At 62.4% G+C, this 21472-nt stretch carries 19 protein-coding genes, 1 tRNA gene and 1 pseudogene; 7 read left to right on the forward strand and 14 right to left on the reverse strand.

Annotated elements, in window-relative coordinates:
* Position 1 precedes the first annotated feature (1 nt).
* Entirely contained in the window at positions 2-517 is a 516-nt protein-coding gene (fabA, locus tag QTL96_RS15720) for a 3-hydroxyacyl-[acyl-carrier-protein] dehydratase FabA (RefSeq protein ID WP_018899123.1), read from the reverse strand.
* 301 nt (positions 518-818) lie between these two features.
* Between fabA and irrA the strand changes: the two genes are divergently transcribed.
* The gene (irrA, locus tag QTL96_RS15725; protein ID WP_026283115.1) at positions 819-1238 is read left to right on the forward strand and encodes an iron response transcriptional regulator IrrA; all 420 of its coding nucleotides are present in this window, start codon (positions 819-821) and stop codon (positions 1236-1238) included.
* Positions 1239-1251: 13 nt separating this feature from the next.
* On the opposite strand, the gene QTL96_RS15730 is transcribed toward irrA, so the two are convergent.
* The gene (locus QTL96_RS15730; RefSeq protein WP_018899125.1) at positions 1252-1887 is read right to left on the reverse strand and encodes a trimeric intracellular cation channel family protein; all 636 of its coding nucleotides are present in this window, start codon (positions 1885-1887) and stop codon (positions 1252-1254) included.
* A gap of 114 nt (positions 1888-2001) precedes the next feature.
* Between QTL96_RS15730 and QTL96_RS15735 the strand changes: the two genes are divergently transcribed.
* Positions 2002-2484, forward strand: a complete 483-nt coding sequence (locus QTL96_RS15735; protein WP_289728349.1) for a hypothetical protein — start codon at positions 2002-2004, stop codon at positions 2482-2484.
* Between the two features lie 18 nt (positions 2485-2502).
* Here the strand turns inward: QTL96_RS15735 and QTL96_RS15740 are convergent, their stop codons facing one another.
* The 4 genes and pseudogenes from QTL96_RS15740 to QTL96_RS15755 all read right to left on the reverse strand — a co-directional run bounded on the left by QTL96_RS15740 (position 2503) and on the right by QTL96_RS15755 (position 4619).
* Positions 2503-3288, reverse strand: coding sequence for a YdcF family protein (locus QTL96_RS15740; RefSeq protein WP_289728350.1), 786 nt, complete (start codon positions 3286-3288; stop codon positions 2503-2505).
* Between the two features lie 71 nt (positions 3289-3359).
* Positions 3360-3665 (reverse strand): annotated as a pseudogene (locus tag QTL96_RS15745) (DUF1275 family protein); the annotation flags it as partial.
* Between the two features lie 332 nt (positions 3666-3997).
* Positions 3998-4073 (reverse strand) — tRNA-Ala (locus QTL96_RS15750).
* Between the two features lie 153 nt (positions 4074-4226).
* The gene (locus QTL96_RS15755) at positions 4227-4619 is read right to left on the reverse strand and encodes a TIGR02300 family protein (RefSeq protein WP_018899129.1); all 393 of its coding nucleotides are present in this window, start codon (positions 4617-4619) and stop codon (positions 4227-4229) included.
* 257 nt (positions 4620-4876) lie between these two features.
* Between QTL96_RS15755 and QTL96_RS15760 the strand changes: the two genes are divergently transcribed.
* From QTL96_RS15760 to rpsA, 3 genes are all read left to right on the forward strand, one after another.
* On the forward strand, positions 4877-5530 hold the full coding sequence (locus QTL96_RS15760) for an FMN-binding negative transcriptional regulator (RefSeq protein ID WP_289729129.1): 654 nt from the start codon (positions 4877-4879) through the stop codon (positions 5528-5530).
* A 68-nt stretch (positions 5531-5598) separates the two neighbouring features.
* Positions 5599-6249 carry a (d)CMP kinase gene (gene cmk / locus QTL96_RS15765; protein ID WP_289728351.1) on the forward strand — a complete coding sequence of 217 codons (651 nt, stop codon included), beginning with the start codon at positions 5599-5601 and terminating at the stop codon, positions 6247-6249.
* Positions 6250-6417: 168 nt separating this feature from the next.
* A complete protein-coding gene (gene rpsA / locus QTL96_RS15770) occupies positions 6418-8118 on the forward strand; it encodes a 30S ribosomal protein S1 (RefSeq protein ID WP_018899132.1) in 1701 nt (566 codons plus the stop codon).
* A gap of 106 nt (positions 8119-8224) precedes the next feature.
* Here rpsA and QTL96_RS15775 read toward each other — a convergent pair whose 3' ends face one another.
* The 4 genes from QTL96_RS15775 to QTL96_RS15790 form a co-directional block, all read right to left on the reverse strand.
* Positions 8225-9841: a hypothetical protein gene (locus tag QTL96_RS15775; protein WP_289728352.1), complete on the reverse strand. Its 1617-nt coding sequence runs from the start codon at positions 9839-9841 to the stop codon at positions 8225-8227.
* A 229-nt stretch (positions 9842-10070) separates the two neighbouring features.
* Complete coding sequence (locus QTL96_RS15780) at positions 10071-10697, reverse strand: ribonuclease D (protein ID WP_111563060.1); 627 nt, start codon at positions 10695-10697, stop codon at positions 10071-10073.
* A gap of 94 nt (positions 10698-10791) precedes the next feature.
* Entirely contained in the window at positions 10792-11238 is a 447-nt protein-coding gene (locus QTL96_RS15785; protein WP_289728353.1) for a PACE efflux transporter, read from the reverse strand.
* Between the two features lie 113 nt (positions 11239-11351).
* Positions 11352-11561: a SlyX family protein gene (locus QTL96_RS15790; RefSeq protein ID WP_112944972.1), complete on the reverse strand. Its 210-nt coding sequence runs from the start codon at positions 11559-11561 to the stop codon at positions 11352-11354.
* A 193-nt stretch (positions 11562-11754) separates the two neighbouring features.
* On the opposite strand from QTL96_RS15790, the gene uxaC reads away from it, so the two are divergent.
* Positions 11755-13170, forward strand: coding sequence for a glucuronate isomerase (uxaC, locus tag QTL96_RS15795; protein WP_289728354.1), 1416 nt, complete (start codon positions 11755-11757; stop codon positions 13168-13170).
* Positions 13167-14621: a mannitol dehydrogenase family protein gene (locus tag QTL96_RS15800; RefSeq protein WP_289728355.1), complete on the forward strand. Its 1455-nt coding sequence runs from the start codon at positions 13167-13169 to the stop codon at positions 14619-14621. Before uxaC ends, QTL96_RS15800 begins: the two co-directional genes overlap by 4 nt.
* Before the next feature lie 88 nt (positions 14622-14709).
* On the opposite strand, the gene QTL96_RS15805 is transcribed toward QTL96_RS15800, so the two are convergent.
* The 4 genes from QTL96_RS15805 to ugpC all read right to left on the reverse strand — a co-directional run bounded on the left by QTL96_RS15805 (position 14710) and on the right by ugpC (position 21470).
* Complete coding sequence (locus QTL96_RS15805) at positions 14710-16650, reverse strand: methyl-accepting chemotaxis protein (protein ID WP_289728356.1); 1941 nt, start codon at positions 16648-16650, stop codon at positions 14710-14712.
* 341 nt (positions 16651-16991) lie between these two features.
* Positions 16992-19442 (reverse strand): FAD-dependent oxidoreductase, encoded by a 2451-nt coding sequence (locus QTL96_RS15810; RefSeq protein WP_289728357.1) that lies wholly within the window; start codon positions 19440-19442, stop codon positions 16992-16994.
* 1 nt (position 19443) lies between these two features.
* Entirely contained in the window at positions 19444-20313 is an 870-nt protein-coding gene (locus QTL96_RS15815) for a phosphotransferase (RefSeq protein ID WP_289728358.1), read from the reverse strand.
* A gap of 77 nt (positions 20314-20390) precedes the next feature.
* On the reverse strand, positions 20391-21470 hold the full coding sequence (gene ugpC / locus QTL96_RS15820; protein ID WP_289728359.1) for a sn-glycerol-3-phosphate ABC transporter ATP-binding protein UgpC: 1080 nt from the start codon (positions 21468-21470) through the stop codon (positions 20391-20393).
* Positions 21471-21472: the final 2 nt, after the last annotated feature.

Genomic DNA, 21472 nt, shown 5'->3' on the forward strand with positions numbered 1-21472 from the left:
ATCAGGCGTCTTTGTCCTTGGACAGGCCGACGCGCAGGTCGGAGGCCTGGTAGATGGTTTCGCCATCGGCCTTCAGCCAGCCGTCAGCGGTGCCGAGCACCAGACGGCCGCGCATGACGCGCTTGAAGTCGATGCCGTATTCGAGGAGCTTCGTGGTTGGGCGGATCATGCCCTTGAACTTCACTTCACCGGTCGAGAGCGCCATGCCGCGACCGGGCTCGCCGAGCCAGCCGAGGAAGAAGCCGGTCAGCTGCCACATGCCGTCGAGGCCGAGGCAGCCCGGCATGATCGGGTTGCCCTGGAAGTGGCAGGGGAAATACCAATCGTCAGGCTTCACATCGTACTCGGCGCGGATATAGCCCTTGTCGAAGGCGCCGCCGGTTTCGGAGATGTCGGTGATGCGGTGAACCATGAGCATTGGCGGCAGAGGAAGCTGCGCGTTGCCGGGGCCGAAAAGCTCGCCGCGGCCGCATGCCAGGATTTCCTCATAGTTGAAGCTGGATTGTTTCGTCGCCATGAAAACTCTAATTCCCCCCGCAACTAAGCTGATGGATGTGAACGTTTAATCCAAGTTCGACGGAAAATGAAGCATAAGCATGACTGAGCTTCACCCACGTCCAAGGACCGGCTGCGCGCCTTATTTGGTGGTCGCATACAGGAAGGCCAAGCCCCCGACCAGCACTAATTACGCGAAAAGCCCGATTTCGCGGCGCTTTGACACCTGTTGTCCCCATTGAAACTATTGAAAGCCATTCGTGCAAAAGTTATATGGCTAATAGAAACATGATTGCGAGACGCTAGATTAGCGGGAGTTGTTGATGGCGGCTGAAGCCCCTCTTACCATTGAAGCAAGGTTGCGGGGCGCTGGCCTCAGGCCGACGCGCCAGCGCGTCGCGCTCGGCGACCTGCTCTTTGCAAAGGGCGATCGCCACCTGACCGTCGAGGAACTGCACGAAGAGGCTGTTGTCGCCGGCGTGCCGGTATCGCTCGCCACGGTCTACAACACGCTGCACCAGTTCACCGAGGCCGGCATGATCCGCGTTCTCGCGGTCGAAAGCGCCAAGACCTATTTCGACACCAATGTCTCCGATCACCACCACTTTTTCGTGGAGGGTGATAACGACGTGCTCGATATTCCTGTCAGCAACCTCACCATCGACAATCTGCCGGAGCCGCCCGAGGGCATGGAGATCGCCCATGTCGACGTGGTGATCCGCCTGCGCCCCAAGCGCTCCTGATCCAACTCAATCTCTACATCACATCGTCAGGATGCCGCCCGGGCTTTGCCTTGTAGGTGGGAAACGTCCAGCCGTAGTAAAGCGCGCCGCCGCGCACCGCGAATGCCGCAAGCACGCCTGCCGCCGATGCCGCATAGAGCGGTAGCCCGAATTCATTGGCACCGGTGAAGATCGCCGCGCCGACGAGTGCGGCGCTGATGTAGATTTCCGGCCTGAGCAACACCGAGGGCTCGTTGGCGACAAGATCGCGCAACACGCCGCCGAAGGTCGCCGTCAGCGTGCCGGTGACGATTGCGATGGTCGGCGAGCCGGTGGCGGCCAGCCCCTTGGCCGCACCCATGGCGCAATAGGCCGAAAGCCCGACGGCATCGAGCCAGATCAGCAACCGGTAGCGCGATTCCACCATATGCGCGGTGAAGAACACCAAAACGCCGGCGGCACAGCAGACCAGGATATAGGTGGGGTTCAGAACCCAGAAGACCGGCACGCGACCCAAAACGATATCGCGCACCGTGCCGCCGCCGATGCCCGTGATGACCGCGAAGAACAGGAAGCCGATGAGATCGAGCTGCTTGCGCGAAGCGGCAAGCGCACCCGTTGCCGCAAACAGGGCAACGCCGGCATAGTCGAGATAGACGAATGGCGACATCGCGTGCTCCAATGGCGATCTTTCCCTCGAATAATCATGGCCGCAAGGGCGGCGCAAGGCGGATCAGCCAAACTCACGAACCAATGGCGTCCTTATCCGACGAAAAGAGAACCTGTGAAAACGCTGCTGATCGCCTTGAACCTCTTTGCGGCTCTTGCCGTATCCACTGCGGCCTACGCCCAGCAGTCGCTGCTTCCCGATCCCGAGATTTACGAGAAGGATCATTTCAAGAAGCAATGCACCGAGGTCGAGTTCTCCGACGGTTTCGTCACCCATCAGGACATCAACAATGACGGGCTGGTCGACGTCGTCGTCAACGAGGGCGAAATGACCTGCGATGGCACCAAGGGCCCGCAGTGCGACGAGGACGGCTGCGTCTACAATTTCTATCTGCAGGTCGCCGAGGGCGGCTACTTCATGATCGCCACCGCCAAGACCTACGGCTACGATTTCGTGCAACGTTTCGGCAACAAGGTGCTGGCCATGAAGATGCATCCGCGCTTCTGCGACCGGCCCGACGGCGATCCGAAGACAGATCCCTGCGTCATCACCACCCGCGTGCGCGGCACCAAGTTCGTGACCATCTCCAAGAAATAGCGCCAGGAAACGGCCGGCTCAGCGCGGATAAAGCTCCGAGGTGCGCCCGGCGAAGTAATATCCGACAAGGCCGAACCATTCGCGGATCGCCGTTGTCATGTTCTGCGCGTTCCGGTTCGGCTGGCTGAAATCGAGCGCCAGGCGCTCGTGACCATCCGTCCTATAGTCCGTCGGCCAGGGCGTCACGTCGATGCCGAGCTTGCGGAAGATTCCGACCGAGCGCGGCATGTGATAGCCTGAGGTGATCAGCAGACAGTTGGAAAGCCCCTGGCTCGCCAGCAGGTCCTTGGTGTTGACTGCGTTTTCGAAGGTGGTCCGCGAGGTTGTCTCCTGGACCAGACGCTCCTTCGCCACGCCGAACATCGGGAAGAACCGCTCCGCCATGACCGCATCGCCCTCATAGACACCAGACATCGACCCATCGCCGCCCGAGACAAGAATGCGCGATTGCGGATATTTCTGCGCTAGCCTCAGCGTCTCGATGAACCGGTCGCCGCCGGCATTCATTTCGATCCCGTGCCTGGATGTATTGACCTCGTTCTCGAAGCCGCCGCCAAGCACGATCATGCATGTGAGCTCAGCCGGATCCTGCGGCTTGGCGAAGCGATCCTCCAGCCCCTGCAGAAGGTAGTTACCTACAGTCGTATAGAGCGTGACGAAAAGCACCAGCGCGGCGCAGGCGGTCGCGAGCAGGCTGATGATGCGAAAGCGGATCAGCCCCGCGATCAGCGCGACGAGGACAAGCAGGAAAGCCAGCGACAGCGGCTGGCCAAAAATCCAGACGAGTTTCGAGAAGACAAACACGCGGGCGCTCCCGTTCCTGCATCGGTTCTGGAACGACGTCTAGCTGATTCGCGCTGACGATGGTGCGACGATCACTTCGCGCGCTGGACGGACGCGCGTGCGGCAGCCGACTGGTTGAACCGCCGCTGCAGCGGCTTCGGGATGAGAAGTGCGGCCAGCGCGATCAACATCGCGAAGCCGGCGACCACCCAAAGTGCTGAGGCACCCGCAACCTGCGTTAGCAGCGCGCCCGCTATGGCGCCGAGCAGCATGCCGAGCCAGGGTACGATCTGGATCGTCCAGTCGAGCCGCCGGTCGCCGATCAGAAAGCGGCCGATGCCACGCCCGAAACGTGACAGCGCCCCGGTCACATAGGTGAGCCCGATCGGCAGCCCTTCAGCCCAACAGAGCTTTTGATGTTATTCGGGAGAAACTTTGGAAGGGCCCTGCTGGCAAGAGTTTCTCATCAGGCTTGAAGGTCTTTCCTTAAAAGCGAAAGGCCCCGGTAAACCGAGGCCACGACGCCGACCAGGAACGAACCCCAATCCATTTAACAGCAACATAAACGGATTTTAAAAAAGTCAAGTTTATTCAATGGGTTGACGGAAATTCGGCTAAGTGCATGTAAAGACTCGGCTATTGGAGCTTCTTGAATGCGTGCACTTCAGTCTGCCTATGATCGCGCGCTTTGACCGCAGTAATTCTATTCGCCAAACTGCTTGGAAAAATTTGGTGGAGCTAAGCGGGATCGAACCGCTGACCTCTTGCATGCCATGCAAGCGCTCTCCCAGCTGAGCTATAGCCCCATCAGGGTGGACCGGTTTGTGCCGGGCCTGGGATGCTTCGCGAAGCGCTTGTCCTCGGGAAGTGGCGGCTTAATACGTGCGGTTTTCGCAGATGGCAAGCCTAAAAAATCGGCCCGGTGATTTTTTCTCGCCCGGGCCGATCCTTGTTCGAAATCAGACGTCTTCTTCGTCGCCGGTCACGCCGATGATGTCGCTCATGTCGTCATCGTCGTCGTCTTCGTCGGCTTCCAGGAAGGTATCGTCGTCGTCATCGCCTTCGATTTCGACGTCGTCGTCGCCCATGTCAGGGATATCGTCGCCGGATGCATCGCCGTCTGCGTCCTCGAGCGAGACCAGTTCGACTTCCGTGCTTTCGGTATCGACTTCGGCCACTTCTTCCTCTTCCTGCGCGGCTTCAGCAGCGGCCGCAGCCGAGCTTTCGACGAAGAAGGAGAGCGGGTAGGTCTTGCCCGTGTAAGGAGAAACGATCGGGTTCCGGTTCAGGTCGTAGAATTTCTTGCCGGTTTCCGGATCGGTACGCTTGGTTCCAAGTTCAGCTTTCGCCACTGTTGAGCCTCGTGATCGTGAGAATGGCCGAACCTGAGTTCGGCAAATGCCGTTGAAACCGGCGTTCTGTTCGGAATTTATAAGCCGGTCCCCATAATCGTTGCGGGCCGCCATGTCAAAGCCTAACTTCACGGGGCGCGACCGCAAGCGCCATGCGCCGCGCCGGATGACCGGGCCGATGCTTTGTGCTAGTGAGCCGCGAATACTCGATGGGCAACGTGACGCCGGCAGGTTCCGGCAGCAGACGGATGGGCGACATGTATCAGCCACCGCATTTCAGGGAAGACGATCTCGGCGTCCAGCACGCGCTGATCAGGGCGCATCCGCTCGGCCTTTTGATCACGACGGGCGCCTCCGGCCTGATGGCCAATTCCGTGCCCTTTCATCTCGATGCGGCGGCATCCGAGAAGGGAACGCTTCGCTTGCATCTGGCCAAGGCCAATCCGCAGTGGCGCGATCTCGCAGATGGCGCCGAGCTGCTTGTCGTCTTCCAGGGCGCCGACAGCTATGTCACGCCCTCCTGGTACGAGACCAAGCGCGAGACCGGCAAGGTGGTGCCGACCTGGAACTATGCGGTGGTGCAGGTGCGCGGCACCGCCCGCGTCATTGACGACGCCGATTGGCTCTTGGCGCAGATCACCGCGCTGACCACGCAACACGAGACACCGCGTGAAAAGCCTTGGGCCGTCAGCGATGCACCGGATGCCTATGTGAAGGCGCAGATGAAGGGGATCGTCGGCGTCGAGATCGAGATCACTGCCATCGAGGGCAAGTGGAAGGTCAGCCAGAACCGGCCGATCGCCGACCGCGAAGGGGTTGCGGCGGGGCTTGGCGAAACGGCGGGCCAAGGCGAGATGACGGATCTCGTGCGTCGCTATGGCGGCCTCGCTGACGCCGGCAAAGAGAATTGAGACACCGGCCGATCGATATCGGCCGACAGCAATGCCCTTAGAATATCGGGCGGGATAGAAAGACGAGCATGCCGACCAGTTCAGACCATTTTGTCATCGCCATCGATGGACCGGCAGCGGCCGGCAAGGGCACGCTGTCGCGCCGCATCGCCGAGACCTATGGCTTCCACCATCTCGACACCGGCCTGACCTACCGCGCCACCGCCAAGGCGCTGCTCGATGCCGGCCTGCCGCTGGATGATGAGCTTACGGCGGAAAAAATGGCCCGCGAGGTTGAACTCGCCGGGCTCGATCGCGATATCCTGTCGAAGCACGAGATCGGCGAAGCCGCCTCGAAGATCGCGGTGATGCCGTCGGTGCGCCGCGCGCTGGTCGAGGCGCAGCGCAAGTTTTCGGAGCGCACACCGGGCACGGTGCTCGATGGGCGGGACATCGGAACGGTGGTCTGCCCTGAGGCACCCGTTAAGCTTTATGTGACGGCATCGGCCGAAGTGCGCGCAAGGCGCCGTTTCGACGAGATCAAGGCCAAGGGGATCGCCGCCGATTTCGCGGCGATTTTCGAAGACGTCAAGCGACGCGACGAACGCGACATGGGACGGGCCGACAGCCCTTTGAAACCAGCCGAAGACGCGCACTTGCTTGATACGTCGGAAATGAGTATAGAAGCCGCGTTTCAAGCCGCGAAATCGGTCATCGATGCGGCCTTGAACCGAAACTAGGATTTGAGGCGTTCCGCCAGGCTTTGCCCGGAGTGCCTCGAACGACAGCCTGAAATTCCGTCCAAGCGCCGGATTGCCTTCGATGAGAGGGCGGACGGGGATCAGGCTCATTCAACACGAACCAACCGGCGCATACGTGTCCAAAGATTCGGACACGCAGGAGATTTCATGTCAGTAGCTACTCCCTCTCGCGAAGATTTCGCGGCCCTTCTGGAAGAATCCTTTGCCAAGAACGATCTGGCTGAAGGCTATGTAACCAAGGGTATCGTAACGGCAATCGAGAAGGACTCCGCCGTTGTCGACGTTGGCCTCAAGGTCGAAGGTCGCATTCTGCTCAAGGAATTCGGCGCCAAGGCCAAGGACGGCACGCTCAAGGTCGGCGACGAAGTCGAAGTTTACGTTGAGCGCATCGAAAACGCTCTCGGCGAAGCTGTTCTGTCGCGCGAAAAGGCTCGCCGCGAAGAGAGCTGGGTCAAGCTCGAAGCCAAGTTCGAAGCTGGTGAGCGCGTTGAAGGCGTTATCTTCAACCAGGTCAAGGGCGGCTTCACGGTTGACCTCGACGGCGCGATTGCCTTCCTGCCGCGTTCGCAGGTCGACATCCGTCCGATCCGCGACGTTACCCCGCTGATGCACAACCCGCAGCCCTTCGAAATCCTCAAGATGGACAAGCGTCGCGGCAACATCGTCGTATCGCGTCGTACGGTTCTGGAAGAATCCCGTGCCGAGCAGCGTTCTGAAATCGTTCAGAACCTCGAAGAAGGCCAGGTTGTTGACGGCGTCGTCAAGAACATCACCGATTACGGTGCGTTCGTTGACCTCGGCGGCATCGACGGCCTGCTGCACGTCACCGACATGGCATGGCGCCGTGTGAACCATCCGTCGGAAATCCTGTCCATTGGCCAGCAGGTCAAGGTTCAGATCATCCGCATCAACCAGGAAACCCACCGCATCTCGCTCGGCATGAAGCAGCTCGAGTCGGATCCGTGGGATGGCATCCAGGCCAAGTATCCGGAAGGCAAGAAGATCTCCGGTACCGTCACGAACATCACCGACTACGGTGCGTTCGTCGAGCTGGAGCCGGGCATCGAAGGCCTGATCCACATCTCGGAAATGTCCTGGACCAAGAAGAACGTACACCCCGGCAAGATCCTGTCCACGAGCCAGGAAGTCGAAGTCGTCGTTCTCGAAGTCGATCCGTCCAAGCGTCGTATTTCGCTCGGCCTCAAGCAGACCCTGGAAAATCCGTGGGCGGCATTCGCTCGCAACCATCCGGCCGGCACTGAAGTCGAAGGCGAAGTCAAGAACAAGACCGAATTCGGCCTGTTCATCGGCCTCGACGGCGATGTTGACGGCATGGTGCACCTCTCGGACCTCGACTGGAACCGTCCGGGCGAACAGGTCATCGAAGAATACAACAAGGGCGATGTCGTTAAGGCTGTCGTTCTCGATGTAGACGTCGAAAAGGAGCGCATCTCGCTCGGCATCAAGCAGCTCGGCAAGGACTCGGTCGGCGAAGCAGCCGCTTCCGGCGACCTGCGCAAGAACGCCGTTGTTTCGGCTGAAGTCATCGCCGTCAACGACGGTGGCATCGAAGTGAAGCTCGTAGACCACGAAGACATCACCTCGTTCATCCGCCGCGCTGACCTCGCTCGCGATCGCGACGACCAGCGTCCGGAGCGCTTCTCGGTTGGCCAGACGGTTGACGCTCGCGTCACCAACTTCTCGAAGAAGGACCGCAAGGTCATGCTTTCGATCAAGGCTCTGGAAATCGCTGAAGAGAAGGAAGCCGTTGCTCAGTTCGGTTCGTCCGACTCTGGCGCTTCGCTCGGCGACATCCTCGGCGCGGCTCTGAAGAACCGCGGCGAATAATCGCCAGCCGTCAGGCTTGAAGAATAAGAGAACCCGCCGGAGCGATCCGGCGGGTTCTTTGTTTTGAAGGATTGGTCGTTGCGGCTCGCGCCCGTTCCGGGTCGCGCTATTCCCAGCCGACCATCCGCCGGTAGCGCGCATAGGCCTCATCGCTCGCCGGCGCCATCGGCAGGCCGGGACCCGGCAGCATCAGGATAGGCTCGCCCGCCTCGTCGAGCATGGGTGCGTCGATTGCGGATTGCTGCGCGGCCATGATTGCGGCGTCCTCGCTGTCATCCGCGGCAAGGACTTGCTCCTCGAGCGTCCCCGCCTCGTCCGCGCCATCCTGTTCTGCGTCTTCGTTCTCGTCGCCTTGGTCGATATTGCCGTTGTGGTCCTCGCGGTTCATTTCGCGCGAGCCGGCATCGTCGGTCTCGTCCTTGGCGAAGTCGTAAGGCTGCGGCGCATAGGGCACGCCCTCGATGACCTTCATCAGCACGGGCGCGTAGGTGGCGTCGATCATCTGCCGCGTTGCCGATGGCGTGTCGGTATCCGTCTGTGCCGTCTGCCGTGCCGCCGCCTGTGCCGCCACCGCCTCCAGCGGCGAGGGGGCTGCCTGCGCCGTCACCGGCTTCGCCAGCCCGTTCGCCATCAGCATCTGCTCGGCGGGGCGCTTCAGATTGTCAGGGATGTCAGCGATCAGCGTGTCGTCGAGCAGAACGTCGATATCGACTGCCGGCTCGACGTCCGTTGCCTCAAGCAGCGTCTCGGTCGCCTGATCGCGGATGATGACCACGATCATGTCGGTCTCGTCCTTCGACAGCGAAGCCGGAATGCCGACCCAGCTCTTGGGGATGATCGGATCGGCCTTGGTGTCGCGCGTGACTGTCGGCTCAGCCGCGACCTCGGTTGCTTCCGCTTCGGCCGGGGGAGCGGATGCCTCCGTTGCCACAGGCGCTTCCGCCGCTTCGTCGGCCGAAAGCGTGGCGCTTGCGGCGGTCATCGCAGCCTTTGGCTCCGCGCGTTCGGCGACGGGAGCCATTGGTGCTTCGTCGGTCAAAACTGTCTGCGGAGTCACGTCGCTTTCGTGGCCCGTGGTCCCAGCTGCCGCCGCCGCCGTCGCCGCATTCTTGGCCCCAGCGCTCTCGGTCGCCGCGGTCGTGGCGCGCGGCGTGGATGTGACCGTATCGCGATGCAGGCTGATCTCCGGACGCTGTTCCGGGCGCGCCGGCGAACCATCGTTCTGGCTGTAGGATTTGAGAACGGCGCGTGTCGCGAGATCGCGATCTCTCGTGCCGATGGTTTCGAGATAGGCTGCGATGCGCGTCGCGGCGGGGCCGGCCGGGTTCTGCAGCGCTTCGGCAAGCAGCCGCAGCGGGATCGCGTGGCCCTGGGCCGCCAGCTGGCGCTCGATCACTTCGATCTTGGCGGCCGGCAGTTTCTGGATCGCGTCAGCAAGCCGCGATGCGAAGACGAGATCCGGTTCGTTATCGTCGCGCGGTTGCGAAAGCGCCTCGCCGGTGGCGGTCAGCACATTGAGCAGCGCCTCGACCATGCGGGCGCGAACGGCAAGCAGCAGGATATTGAGCTTGGCGGTGGCGCCGGATGTCAGGTCCGGGCTCTCGACCTGGTTGACCGGCACAACCGCGGTGACGCTGCGCACGACGTCGCTGGCGCTCAGCGCCGAGGTGGAGCCCTGCGAGGGAAAGCTTGAGCTTGACGCTGCACGAACCGGAGACAACATGGCATGCTTCCTCTTTCGTAAAATGCGCTGAAGCAGGTTACAGGGGAGCCGCGTTCATCGGGCTGTTCGCATTCTCCGGCGATGTCGCGTGCCTGGAGGACGCTGCATCGCGCCACGGAATGCTCAGAAGTTAATGAGCATCCTAGTGATTCACCGTTAACGAAGCACTAATCATTCGGTGCGTGGCGGCACACTTGGGCTTTGCGTGGTGAGAAGCCGGCAAGCAATCTCAGCTGTGCGCGAAAATATCCGTCTCGTCCCAGCCGAGCAGGTCGAGCTTGGCGCGGGTGGGAAGGAAGGCGAAGCATGCGGTCGCATGCTCGAACCGCCCGTCGCGAATGAGGCGGTGGGTCAGCTTGTCGCGCAGCGCATGCAGATAGAGAACATCGGACGCTGCATATTCGAGCTGTGCCTGCGACAGCGTCTCCGCACCCCAGTCGGAGGATTGCTGGGTCTTGGAGATATCGACCTCAAGCATCTCCTTCAGATTGTCCTTCAGCCCGTGCCGATCCGTATAGGTACGGCAGAGGCGCGAGGCGATCTTGGTGCAGAACACCGGCGTCGTCGTCACGCCGAAAGCATTGAAGAGCACGGCGATATCGAAGCGACCGTAATGGAAGATCTTCTCGTGCGTCGGATCCGAAAGAAGCGCCACGAGGTTCGGCGCCTCCGTCTGGCCGGCCGCTATGCGGATCACGTCAGCCGAACCGTCGCCCGGCGAAAGCTGGACGACGCAGAGTCTGTCGCGGCGCGGCACGAGGCCGAGCGTCTCGGTATCGATCGCGATCGCGCCGGTATAGCGAGCTGCATCGGCGGCGGAAATGTCGCCTTCGTGGTAACGGATCGTCGCGGCCATGCTGTCGTCTTTCGCTGAGTAACAATGTTCTGGCGCTATATAGACCCGAAAGCCGCGATCGCAAACCACGCCATTTGGCGCGGCGTGGTATCAATCAGCCGCGCGCGGCGTCGGGCGTCTTCCCCTGCCAGTCCGGCAGCGGGAAGATGCGATCGTAGGCGAGGTTGAAGACGAACGCATAGACCAGATAGAAGAGCGCGAAGGACACGTCCATCATGAAGGCCTGCAGCAGGCTGACGCCGAGATACCAGGCGATCAGCGGCAACAGCGCCACAAGCAGACCACCCTCGAACAGCACGGCATGAAGCACGCGCACGGCAAGGCTCTTCTTCGTGCCGCCGGTCAGGCGCTGCATCACATGGTCGAAGCCGAGATTGTAGAGATAGTTCCAGCCCGTGGCGATCGTGGCGCCGGCAACGCCGACGACGCCGATGTCGGCGACAGGCATGCCGAAGGCCAGCGCGCCGAGCGGCGTGACAAGGGCAAGACCGATGATTTCGAAGCTGATGGCGTGACGGATACGGTCGGATGTGGATCGCATGAATAACCCCTGTGGGATAGTTCGGGTCGTCCCGAGTTTTTGCCCAGAAGGGGGAGGTCGTCCTCGCAGCGCTGATATAGTGATCTCGCCCGCAAAGGGCAAGATCGGGATGCTCAGTAGTGCGGCGGCCTGGTGATCGCCGGCGCTTCCAGTGCTTGTTCCTCGAGCGAAAGGAAGCGCTCGGTCAGCCGGTCCAGCTTGGCGCGCGTCTGCTCGACCACCTTCCACTGCTCCGTCAGCTGGTCGGACAGTTCCTCGATCGTCTTTGCCTGGTGGGCGACGGTTTCTTCGAGTTGGGTGATACGATCGGTCTGATCCGACATCGGGCTCTCCTTGCCACGACCGGCCAGATGAACCGGTCATGTGATTGCGCTCTCCAAAGCGGAAATAGGCGGCAAGGTCAATCGTTTCGAGAGGGCCCGCCGCCGATTCACAACGTGAACCGTTTGGTTACTAAAAGCCCTTGCCGCATCTTTTTTTGTGCGCTAGGCCGATAGGTACCAGGGAGGAATAAAGATGGATATCGGCAATGGATTTCTGCATCCGGACCGGCTCTTTCCGGCCGATCCGGCAACGCGCAGCATAGCGCGCGAGCTTTACGAGAGCATCAGCGGGCTCCCGATCGTCAGCCCGCACGGGCACACCGAACCCTCCTGGTTCGCCGAGGACAAGCCCTTCGAGGACGCAGCCTCGCTGCTCGTCATTCCCGATCATTATCTCTTCCGCATGCTGCACAGCGTCGGCGTCAAGCTCGACGATCTCGGCGTTCCCCGCCTCGACGGCAAGCCCGTTTCGTCCGGCCGCGACATCTGGCGCACCTTCGCCGCGCACTACCATCTCTTCCGCGGCACGCCGTCCAGCCTCTGGGTCGATCACGCCATGTCGGCCGTGCTCGGCTGCGAGGAGCCGCTGACATCAGGGAATGCCGACGCGCTCTACGATCACATTAATGCGCAGCTGGCCCTGCCGGAGTTCCGCCCCCGCGCGCTCCACAAGCGCTTCGGCATAGAGACGATCGCCACCACCGAGGGCGCGCTCGATCCGCTGCCGCACCACCAGAAGATGGCCGAGGATGGCTGGATCGGCCGCGTGCGCACCACCTATCGTCCCGATAGCGTCACCGATCCGGATGCCGTCGGTTTCCGTGAAAATCTCGCGAAGCTCGGCGAGCTCACCGGTTGCGACGTCGCAAGCTGGGATGGGTTGATCGAAGCGCATCGCAAGCGTCGCGCCTATTTCCGCCAGTTCGGCGCCACCGCGACCGACCACGGCGTCCCCACCGCCTTCACCGCCGATATCCCGCATTCGGACAAGCAGCGGCTGCTCGACCGGGCGCACAAGGGCACGCTCGAGGCTGGCGAGGCCGAGCTTTTCCGTGGCCAGATGCTGACCGAGATGGCCGGGCTTTCGGCGGAAGACGGCATGGTCATGCAGATCCACGCCGGCTCGCGCCGCAACACCGACCGCGAACTCTTCCAGACGCGCGGACCGAACATGGGCGCCGATATCCCGACGCCGACCGACTGGGTCGGCGGGCTCTCGGCACTTCTGGCGAAATACGGCCATGCGCCGGGCCTGCGCGTCCTGCTCTTTACGCTCGACGAAACGACTTACGCCCGCGAACTGGCGCCGATGGCCGGCCACTGGCCCTGCCTGATGATCGGGCCGCCCTGGTGGTTCCACGACAGCCCGGCCGGCATTCGCCGCTATCTCGACCAGGTGGTCGAAACGGCAGGCTTCGCCAACATGGCCGGCTTCAACGACGACACGCGCGCGCTGCTCTCCATCCCCGCCCGCCACGATGTCTGGCGCCGCGAAGTCTGCGGCTTCCTTGCGACGCTGGCCGCCGAGCACCGGATCTCGCGCCAGGATGCGGCAATCGCCGCCGCCGATCTCTCCTACGGCAACGCCAAGAAGGCCTACAAGCTGTGACCGAACGACTGACGCGCCTCACCGGCCTCGCACATACAGCCAAGCTTCCCGCTTTCAACCGGGATGCGCTGAAGCCGGGCATCCTGCATCTCGGCCCCGGCGCTTTCTTCCGCGCCCACTTCGCGCCCTATACGGATGCGGCGCTGGCGCTTGGTGGAGGCGATTGGGGGATCGAGGTGGCAAGCCTGCGCACCGCCGATGTCGCCGATCACCTGAACGAGCAGAACGGCCTCTACACCATGCTGGTGCGCGACACGGAAGGCACGGTCGCGCATGTCATGGGCCCGATCCTGAAGGCGCATGTCGCGACCCGCAATCCTGATGAGCTGCTGGCGCGGCTCGAGGATCCCGCCATCCGCATCGTCAGCCTGACGGTAACGGAAAAGGCCTATGGCTTCGATGCCGCCACCGGCGGTCTCGATCTCAAGCATGCGGATATCGCAGCCGACCTCGCAAACCGCCACGCGCCCCGCGGCGTCATCGGCTACCTCGTCGAGGGCCTCGCCCGCCGCCGCGCCAAGGGTATCGCGCCGTTTACCCCTCTCAGCTGCGACAACCTTCCAAGCAACGGCGCCGTCTTGAAGCGCCTCGTCCTCGATTTCGCCGGCCGTGTCGATCCCGAGCTCAAGGCCTGGATCGAGAGCAACGTCCCATTCCCCTCGACCATGGTCGACCGCATCACGCCCGCCAGCACCGAGGCCACCTATCGCGACGCCGAAACGCTCATCGGCCGCGTCGATCTTGTCGCGATCGAGACCGAACCTTTCACGCAATGGGTTATCGAAGACAGCTTCGCCAATGGCCGCCCGCAATGGGAAAAGGCCGGCGCGCTGATGGTCGAGGATGTCTCGGCCTATGAGAAGATGAAGCTGCGCATGCTGAACGGCGCGCATTCGCTACTCGCCTATCTCGGTTATATCGGCGGCTATGAATTCATCCGCGACGTGATGGACGATACAGGCTTAGCAGCCCTCGCGCGCCGCCACATGAACGCCGCCGCCGCCACGCTCGATCCGGTCCCCGGTATCGACCTAGAGGCTTATGCCGACGAATTGACAGCCCGCTTTGCAAACAAGGCGATCGCCCACCGCACCTACCAAATCGCCATGGACGGCACCCAGAAGCTGCCGCAGCGCCTGCTGGAGCCGGCGGTGGAAGCGCTCGCCGATGGCAGCAAGGCCGAAACCTACGCCATCGCCGTCGCCGCCTGGATGCGTTACGCGCTCGGTATCGACCGCAACGGCAAGGTCTACGAGCTCCGCGACCCGCGCGCAGCCGAGATCGCGGCATTGCTGGCGGATATCCCCCGCAACGGCGGCGCCGTCGCCGCCGCGCTGTTCACGCTTCCCGGCCTTTTCCCGACGGCGCTCACCGAAAACCTCGCCTGGACCGAGGATGTGGCCAACAAGCTCGACATCCTCATCCAGGACAACAAGCTGCCGCTGTTCTAAAGATAGCCGCCCACCCGGCATAACGTGATGTGGCGGCGAAGATCTCCGCCGCCACACAAATCATGATGCTCAAGCCCTTAGGCTGGGATCAAAACTCTTCCCAGCTGTCCTGCTTGACCGCGGCATTGCCGACGAAGGCGCTGGCGAGCTTGTTGCCGAGCGCCTTGACGGGCGAGGCGACGGGCCGTTCGGTGCCCCTGGCGGCCCGCACGGGAGCAACAGCGCTCTGCTGCCGTTGTCCGCCCGAAAGCTTGAACATGGTGAGAAGCTCGTTGAGGGACGACACCTCTTGCGACAGGCTGTGGGTCGCCGCCGTGGTCTGTTCTACCATCGCGGCATTCTTCTGTGTGTCCATGTCCATCTGATTGACGGCGGTGTTGATCTGCTGCAGACCCGAGCTCTGCTCCTGCGCCGCCTCGACGATGGCGCTGACATGATGGTTGATTTCCTGCACTTCCGTGACGATCGATTCCAGCGCCCGCCCCGTATCGGCGACGAGTTGTACGCCCTCCTGCACCTGGGTGTTGGAAGCGGTGATCAGCGTCTTGATCTCCTTGGCGGCACTTGCCGAGCGCTGGGCGAGCTCGCGCACTTCCTGGGCCACCACCGCGAAGCCCTTACCTGCCTCGCCGGCACGCGCAGCTTCCACGCCGGCATTCAGCGCCAGCAGATTGGTCTGGAAGGCGATTTCATCGATCACGCCGATAATGTTGTTGATCTCGCTCGACGATTTCTCGATCTGCTCCATGGCGGAGACGGCGCGTCGCACCACTTCGCCGGATTTTTCCGCACCGGCCTTGGCGCGGCTGACCAGCGCACCGGCGTCCTGTGCGCGCCTGGTGGAATCCTTCACCGTGGTGGTGATCTCCTCCAGAGCCGCGGCTGTCTGCTCGACGGCGGCGGCCTGCTGCTCGGTCCGCTTGGCGAGATCGTCGGCGGCCGACTTGATTTCGTTCGAACCGGATTTGATCCCCGAGGCATTGCCGGCGATACGGCTGAGCGTCGATTGCAGCTTTTCGGCCGAATTGTTGAAGTCCATCCGCACCCGATCAAGTCCGTCCGCGAAGGGCTGCTGGATGCGGTGCGAGACGTCGCCATCCGAGAGATGCGAAAGGCCGTCCGCGAGATTTTCGACGGCGAACTTGATGGCCTCGGCCTCCTTGGCCTTTTGTGCCTCGCGTTCGATGGTCTGCTGTTCGGACAGGCTGCGGTTTGCCACCGCTTCCTGTTCGAGGCGGGTGCGTTCGAGCGCGTTGTCGCGGAAAACGGATACGGCCTGCGCCATCTCGCCGATCTCGTCCTTGCGTTCGAGGCCGGGGACATTGTCGCGGGTCTCGCCGTTGGCCAGGGTCATCATGCGGTTGCGCAGGTCATGAATGGGGCCGGCAATGCCGCGCGAGATGATCAGCAGCGCCGCGGTGATGCCGAAAAGGAAGGCGACGCCGAGAGCGGCCAGCGAGGTGACGATGATGCTGTCGCTTTCGCTTGCGATCGCCTTGCTGGTTTCGCCGATTTCCGTCGTCTTCGCCGTGATGACGTTGGCGATGTCCTTCGACAAGCCGAGGATCAGGTCATCCGCCTTGCCGAGTTCGGCCTTCGCCTGCTCGTCGGCGTTCGTTCCGGCAAAGGCGGTGGCCTTGTCGAGAATGGCGATGATCGCGTCGGCCTTGGTGATGAAGCCGGTAATCTCGGTGGCTTTTCCGGGCAGGTTGTCCTTGGCGAGACCAAGGCGCTTCTTCAGCGCGTTGGTGCTGTTGCGATAATACTGATTGGACGCCTGGAACTTGGCGTCGGAGGGATCCTGCAGCGTGATCTGGTAGGCGGCAGCCGAAATGGCATTCAGGTTGCGATCGGCGCGTGCAAGGTCGATGGTCGCGGCGTTGTCGATGGTGATGAAATCCGAATAGCGCGTGTTGGCACTCTTGTAGTTGCTAGACACCCACGCGACCCCACCAATGCCGATCAGACAGATCGGAACGATGACGGACAAGATTTTGGTGCTAATTTTTCGGTTCTGCAAGAAGGACACGTAAAACCCCATGATTCGACGGCCGTCCCTGGCTTCCCCGTGTTGGAAGTCGTTGCGACGGTAGAGAAATGGACATTCACGGGGAGACGCTCAGTCATTGAGCGAAGTGGACGGCGACGTCTTGCAAGGCTGTCACGCGTAACCCAGGGGCGGGCGAACGAGACCGCAGCGCGGCGAGAGCTCTGTTTTTAAACGAGTTATCGTACGCGGGGTCTCGTGAGACCCGGCCGCGATCCTTAGGTAAACGCAGTTAAGGGAGGGTAAAAGTGCAACAACGAGATCGCCCAATGCGCGCTTCTGACTAAGGCAGGTGCGGCGCACCTGCGTGCCAGCTTGGAGCGTTACGCCTTGACCCTTTCCATCCCCGGATCATAAAGCGGCGTCAGCGACACCTTGCACGGCACCCGCACCCGCGCGACATCGAGCTCATACTGGCCCGACAGCACGAAATCCTCGCTCACCCCCTCGGCGTTGCGGACATAGCCGTAGCCGATCGGCTTGCCCACGGTGTAGCCGAAGCCGCCTGAGGAGAGCCAGCCGACGCGCTTGCCGTCGCGGTAGATCGTCTCGCGGCCGAGCAGCACCACGTCGGGATCATCGGGGATGAAGCAGGCGAGCATCTTCTTGACGCCCGATGCCAACTGCCGCTCGATCGCCTCGCGGCCGCGAAACGGCGTGGTCTTCTTCGTCTTCACCGCCCAGCCGAGCCCGGCTTCGATCGGCGTGTGATCGGGCCCGATATCCGAGCCCCAGGCGCGATATCCCTTCTCCAATCGGCAGCTCTCGATCGCGCGGTAGCCGGCATTCACGAGATGCAGCGGAGCGCCCGCCGCCATCAGCGCGTCATAGACGGTCGTGGCGTATTCGATCGGCACATGCAGCTCGTAGCCGAGCTCGCCGACATAGGTGATGCGCAGCGCCCTGACCGGGCAGCCGGCGATGCCGATGGTTTTCACACGGCCGAAGGGGAAAGCGGCGTTGGAGACGTCGCTACCTGTGACCTTCTGCAGCACCGCGCGAGCATTCGGCCCCATCAGCGCCAATACCGAATAGGCCGAGGTCACGTCGACCAGTTCGGCATGCAGATCATCAGGAATATTGCGGGCTATCCAGTCGAAGTCGTGGGTCGCGAAGCCGGTGCCGGTGACGATGTAATACTCGTCCTCGGCGATGCGCGCGCAGGTGAGGTCGCATTCGATGCCGCCCTTGTCGTTCAGCATCTGCGTGTAGACGAGCGAGCCCACCGGCTTGGTTACATCGTTGGCTGATATCCAGGAGAGGGCTTTTTCCGCGTCGCGGCCCTTCAGCGTGAACTTGGCAAACGAGGTCTGGTCGAAGATCACCGCTGCCTCGCGCACCGCCCTGTGCTCGCGGCCCACCACCTCGAACCAGTTCTGCCGCGCGTAGCTGTAGACGTCCTTCGGCTCCTCGTTGGCGAAAAGATCTGCGAACCAGTTTGGCCGCTCCCAGCCGAGCTTCTCGCCGAAGCACGCGCCCTGCGCCTTCAGCCGGTCGTAGAGCGGCGATTTGCGGCAGGGGCGGCCGCTGGAATATTCCTCGAAGGGGAAAGCCAGCGTGTAGTGCTTGCCATAGGCCTCCAGCGTGCGGGTGCGCACCCAGTCGGTGTCGAAATGCGGGCGGCCGAAGCGGCGGATATCGACAGGCCAGAGATCGTAGGGCGGCTCGCCCTTGGCAACCCACTCCGCCAGTGCCATCCCCGCGCCGCCGGCCGATGCGATGCCGAAGGCGTTGAAGCCGGCGCCGACAAAGAAGTTCTTGAGCTCCGGCGCCTCGCCGAGAATGAAGTTGCCATCAGGCGTAAAGCTCTCCGGCCCGTTCAGCAGCTGCTTGACGCCGACATTTTCGAGCGCGGGCACGCGCCCGAGCGCCTGCTCCATGATCTGCTCGAAATGGTCGAAATTGCTGTCGAGCAGCGTGTAGTGGAAACCGTCAGGGATGCCCGATGTCGCCCAGGGGATCGGGTTCGGCTCGTAGCCGCCCATGACGATGCCGCCCACCTCTTCCTTGTAGTAGGTCAGCCGGTCGGGATCGCGCAGCGTCGGCAGGTTGGAGGGCACGCCGAAGGATTCGGTGATGATGTACTGGTGCTCGACCGAGACCAGCGGCACGTTGACGCCGAAGCGCGCCGCGAAATTGCGCGTCCATTGCCCGGCGCAGACGACGACGCGCTCGCATTCGATACGGCCGTGCTCGGTGATGACGGCGCGGATACGGCCCTTGTCGATCTCGAGATCGATCACCTCGGTATCCTCGAAGATCGAGACGCCGGCCATGCGCGCGCCCTTGGCGAGCGCCTGCGTGATATCTGATGGATTGGCCTGCCCGTCGGTCGGGAGATAGGCTGCGCCGATCAGGTCGTCTGTTGTCATCAGCGGCCAGAGGTCGAAGGCTTCCTGCGGCGTCAGAAGCTGCATGTCGAGCCCGAAGGATTGCGCCGTGGTCGCCTGCCGCTTCACCTCCGTCCAACGTTCCTCGTTGCAGGCAAGCCGCAGGCCGCCATTCATCTTCCAGCCGGTGCCGAGCCCGGTCTCGGCCTCCAGCCGCTTGTAGAGATCGACGGAATAGCCGAGCAGCTGGGTGATGTTGGCGCTGGTCCTGAGCTGGCCGACGAGGCCGGCGGCATGGAAGGTGGTGCCCGAGGTCAGCTTCTTGCGCTCCAAGAGCACGGTATCCGTCAAGCCGATCTTGCCGAGGTGATAGGCCGTCGAGCAGCCGATGATGCCGCCGCCGATGACGACAACCTTGGCGGTCTTGGGCAATTCCTTCGTCATGTCATTGATCCTGTTCGGCATAGGCGCGCTCGAAGCGCGCACGGTTTTCGGCGGTATAGGCGGCGTAGTCGAAATCGATGGTCGAGTGGATTTCCGACACCATGCTCCACAGCATCTCGCGCAAGAGAGAGGCGCATTTCATTGCCTGGTAGCGCCGCCAGAGATCCGGTTTCAGCGGCGCCTGGTAATAGGCCTCTAGCATCGCGCGCTCGGCATCTTCGGAGAACTCGTTGTTGGAGGCGAGGCCGCCGAGATCGAAGAGCGGCGTGTTGAAGCCGGCATAGTCCCAGTCGATCAGCCAGAGCCTTTTGCCGTCGTCGAGAAAATTGGCGGCCAGCATGTCATTATGGCCGAAGGCGATCTCGAACGGCCCGGCCGCCTGCTCCAGCCGCTCCGCCTTGACCAGGAGATCGGGAAACAGCCGATGATACGGGCTGCCAGCGGCATCGAGCGTGGCGATATAGTCGCGCACCACATGAAACACCCAGAAGATCGTAGCCGTGCCGCGAAATTCGCGTGCGATATCGTCGTGGCAGGCGCGCACCAGCGGGATCACGCGCTCCAGCGTCCCGGCGTCGCGCAGATCCTCGGGCGTGAGCGCTTTTGACTCGATGTAGTCGAGCACCAGCACGCCCGGCGCATGGTGGATCACCGCGGGCGATAGCCCGGCCGCATGCGCCGCCTTGCTCGCCGCCAGTTCGTTCGATCGGCTGATGTGGTGGACGGGGATATCGTCGCCCAGCCGCACGACCCGCTTCAGCGTGCCGTCACGGACCAGATAGTTGCGGTTGGTGATGCCTCCCGTGATCGCCGAGATATCGATCGGACCATTCCATATGCCAAGCGCATGTATCCGGTCTTCAGGCGTCACGCTGTCCCCCTCGCGGCCTATCCTATTGAAATCTTGGCCAGAGCGGGCTGTGCTGTCAAGCGGGGTAAATGGCCGGCCTAAATGGTGCTGCCCGCGCCGTCGAAGATATGACAGCGCGCCGGGTCGAAATAGGCAGTGACGTTGGCCCCGCGCTCCACCTTCTGCTGCCCGTCGAGCGCGATCGTCAGCTGCTGCTTGTCCGGCGTCGTCGTGTAGAGCATCGTCGCGCCGCCGAGGTTTTCCAGAAGGTCGATGTTGACTGATGACAGCGCGATACCGCCCTTGTCGATCAGCGACAGATGCTCCGGGCGGATGCCGAAGGTTACGCTTTCTCCCGCCTGCGCCGCCACCCGGCGCGGCAGCCGCACGCTGTTGCCGCAGACGTTGATCGTTGTCTCGTTGCCGCCGACGCTTTCGATCTTGCCCTGCAGGAAGTTCATCTTCGGGCTGCCGATGAAGCCGGCGACGAAGCGGTTGGCGGGGTTGTTGTAGAGATCGAGCGGCGCGCCCACCTGCTCGATGCGGCCGGAGTTCAGCACCACGATCTTGTCGGCCATGGTCATGGCCTCCACCTGGTCGTGGGTGACGTAGATCATCGTGTTGCCGAGGCTGCGGTGCAGCCGCGAAATCTCCACGCGCATCTGCACGCGCAGTTCGGCGTCGAGGTTGGATAGCGGCTCGTCGAACAGGAAGATGCGCGGCTCGCGCACGATGGCGCGGCCGATCGCGACGCGCTGCCGCTGCCCGCCTGAGAGCGCCTTCGGCTTGCGCTGCAACAGCTTCTCGATCTGCAGGATCTGAGCGGCGCGCTGCACCTTCGGCTCGATATCGGCCTTCTTGTAGCCGGCCGTTTCCAGCCCGAAGGCGAGGTTTTTGTAGACGGACATGTGCGGGTAAAGCGCGTAGGACTGGAACACCATGGCGATCCCGCGCTTGGCCGGCGCCACCTCGTTCATCCGCTCGTTGTCGAGCATCAGCGCGCCGCCGGAGATCTCCTCCAGTCCTGCGATCATACGAAGCAGCGTGGACTTGCCGCAGCCGGAAGGGCCGACGAAGACGACGAATTCGCCGGGATCGATCGCCAGATCGATGCCGTGGATGACGTCAAGCGCGCCATAGCGTTTCTCGACCTTCTGAAGAACGACGCTTGTTGCCATAT

Source organism: Rhizobium sp. S163, from assembly GCF_030380805.1.
In the GTDB taxonomy this organism is placed as follows: Bacteria; Pseudomonadota; Alphaproteobacteria; order Rhizobiales; family Rhizobiaceae; genus Rhizobium.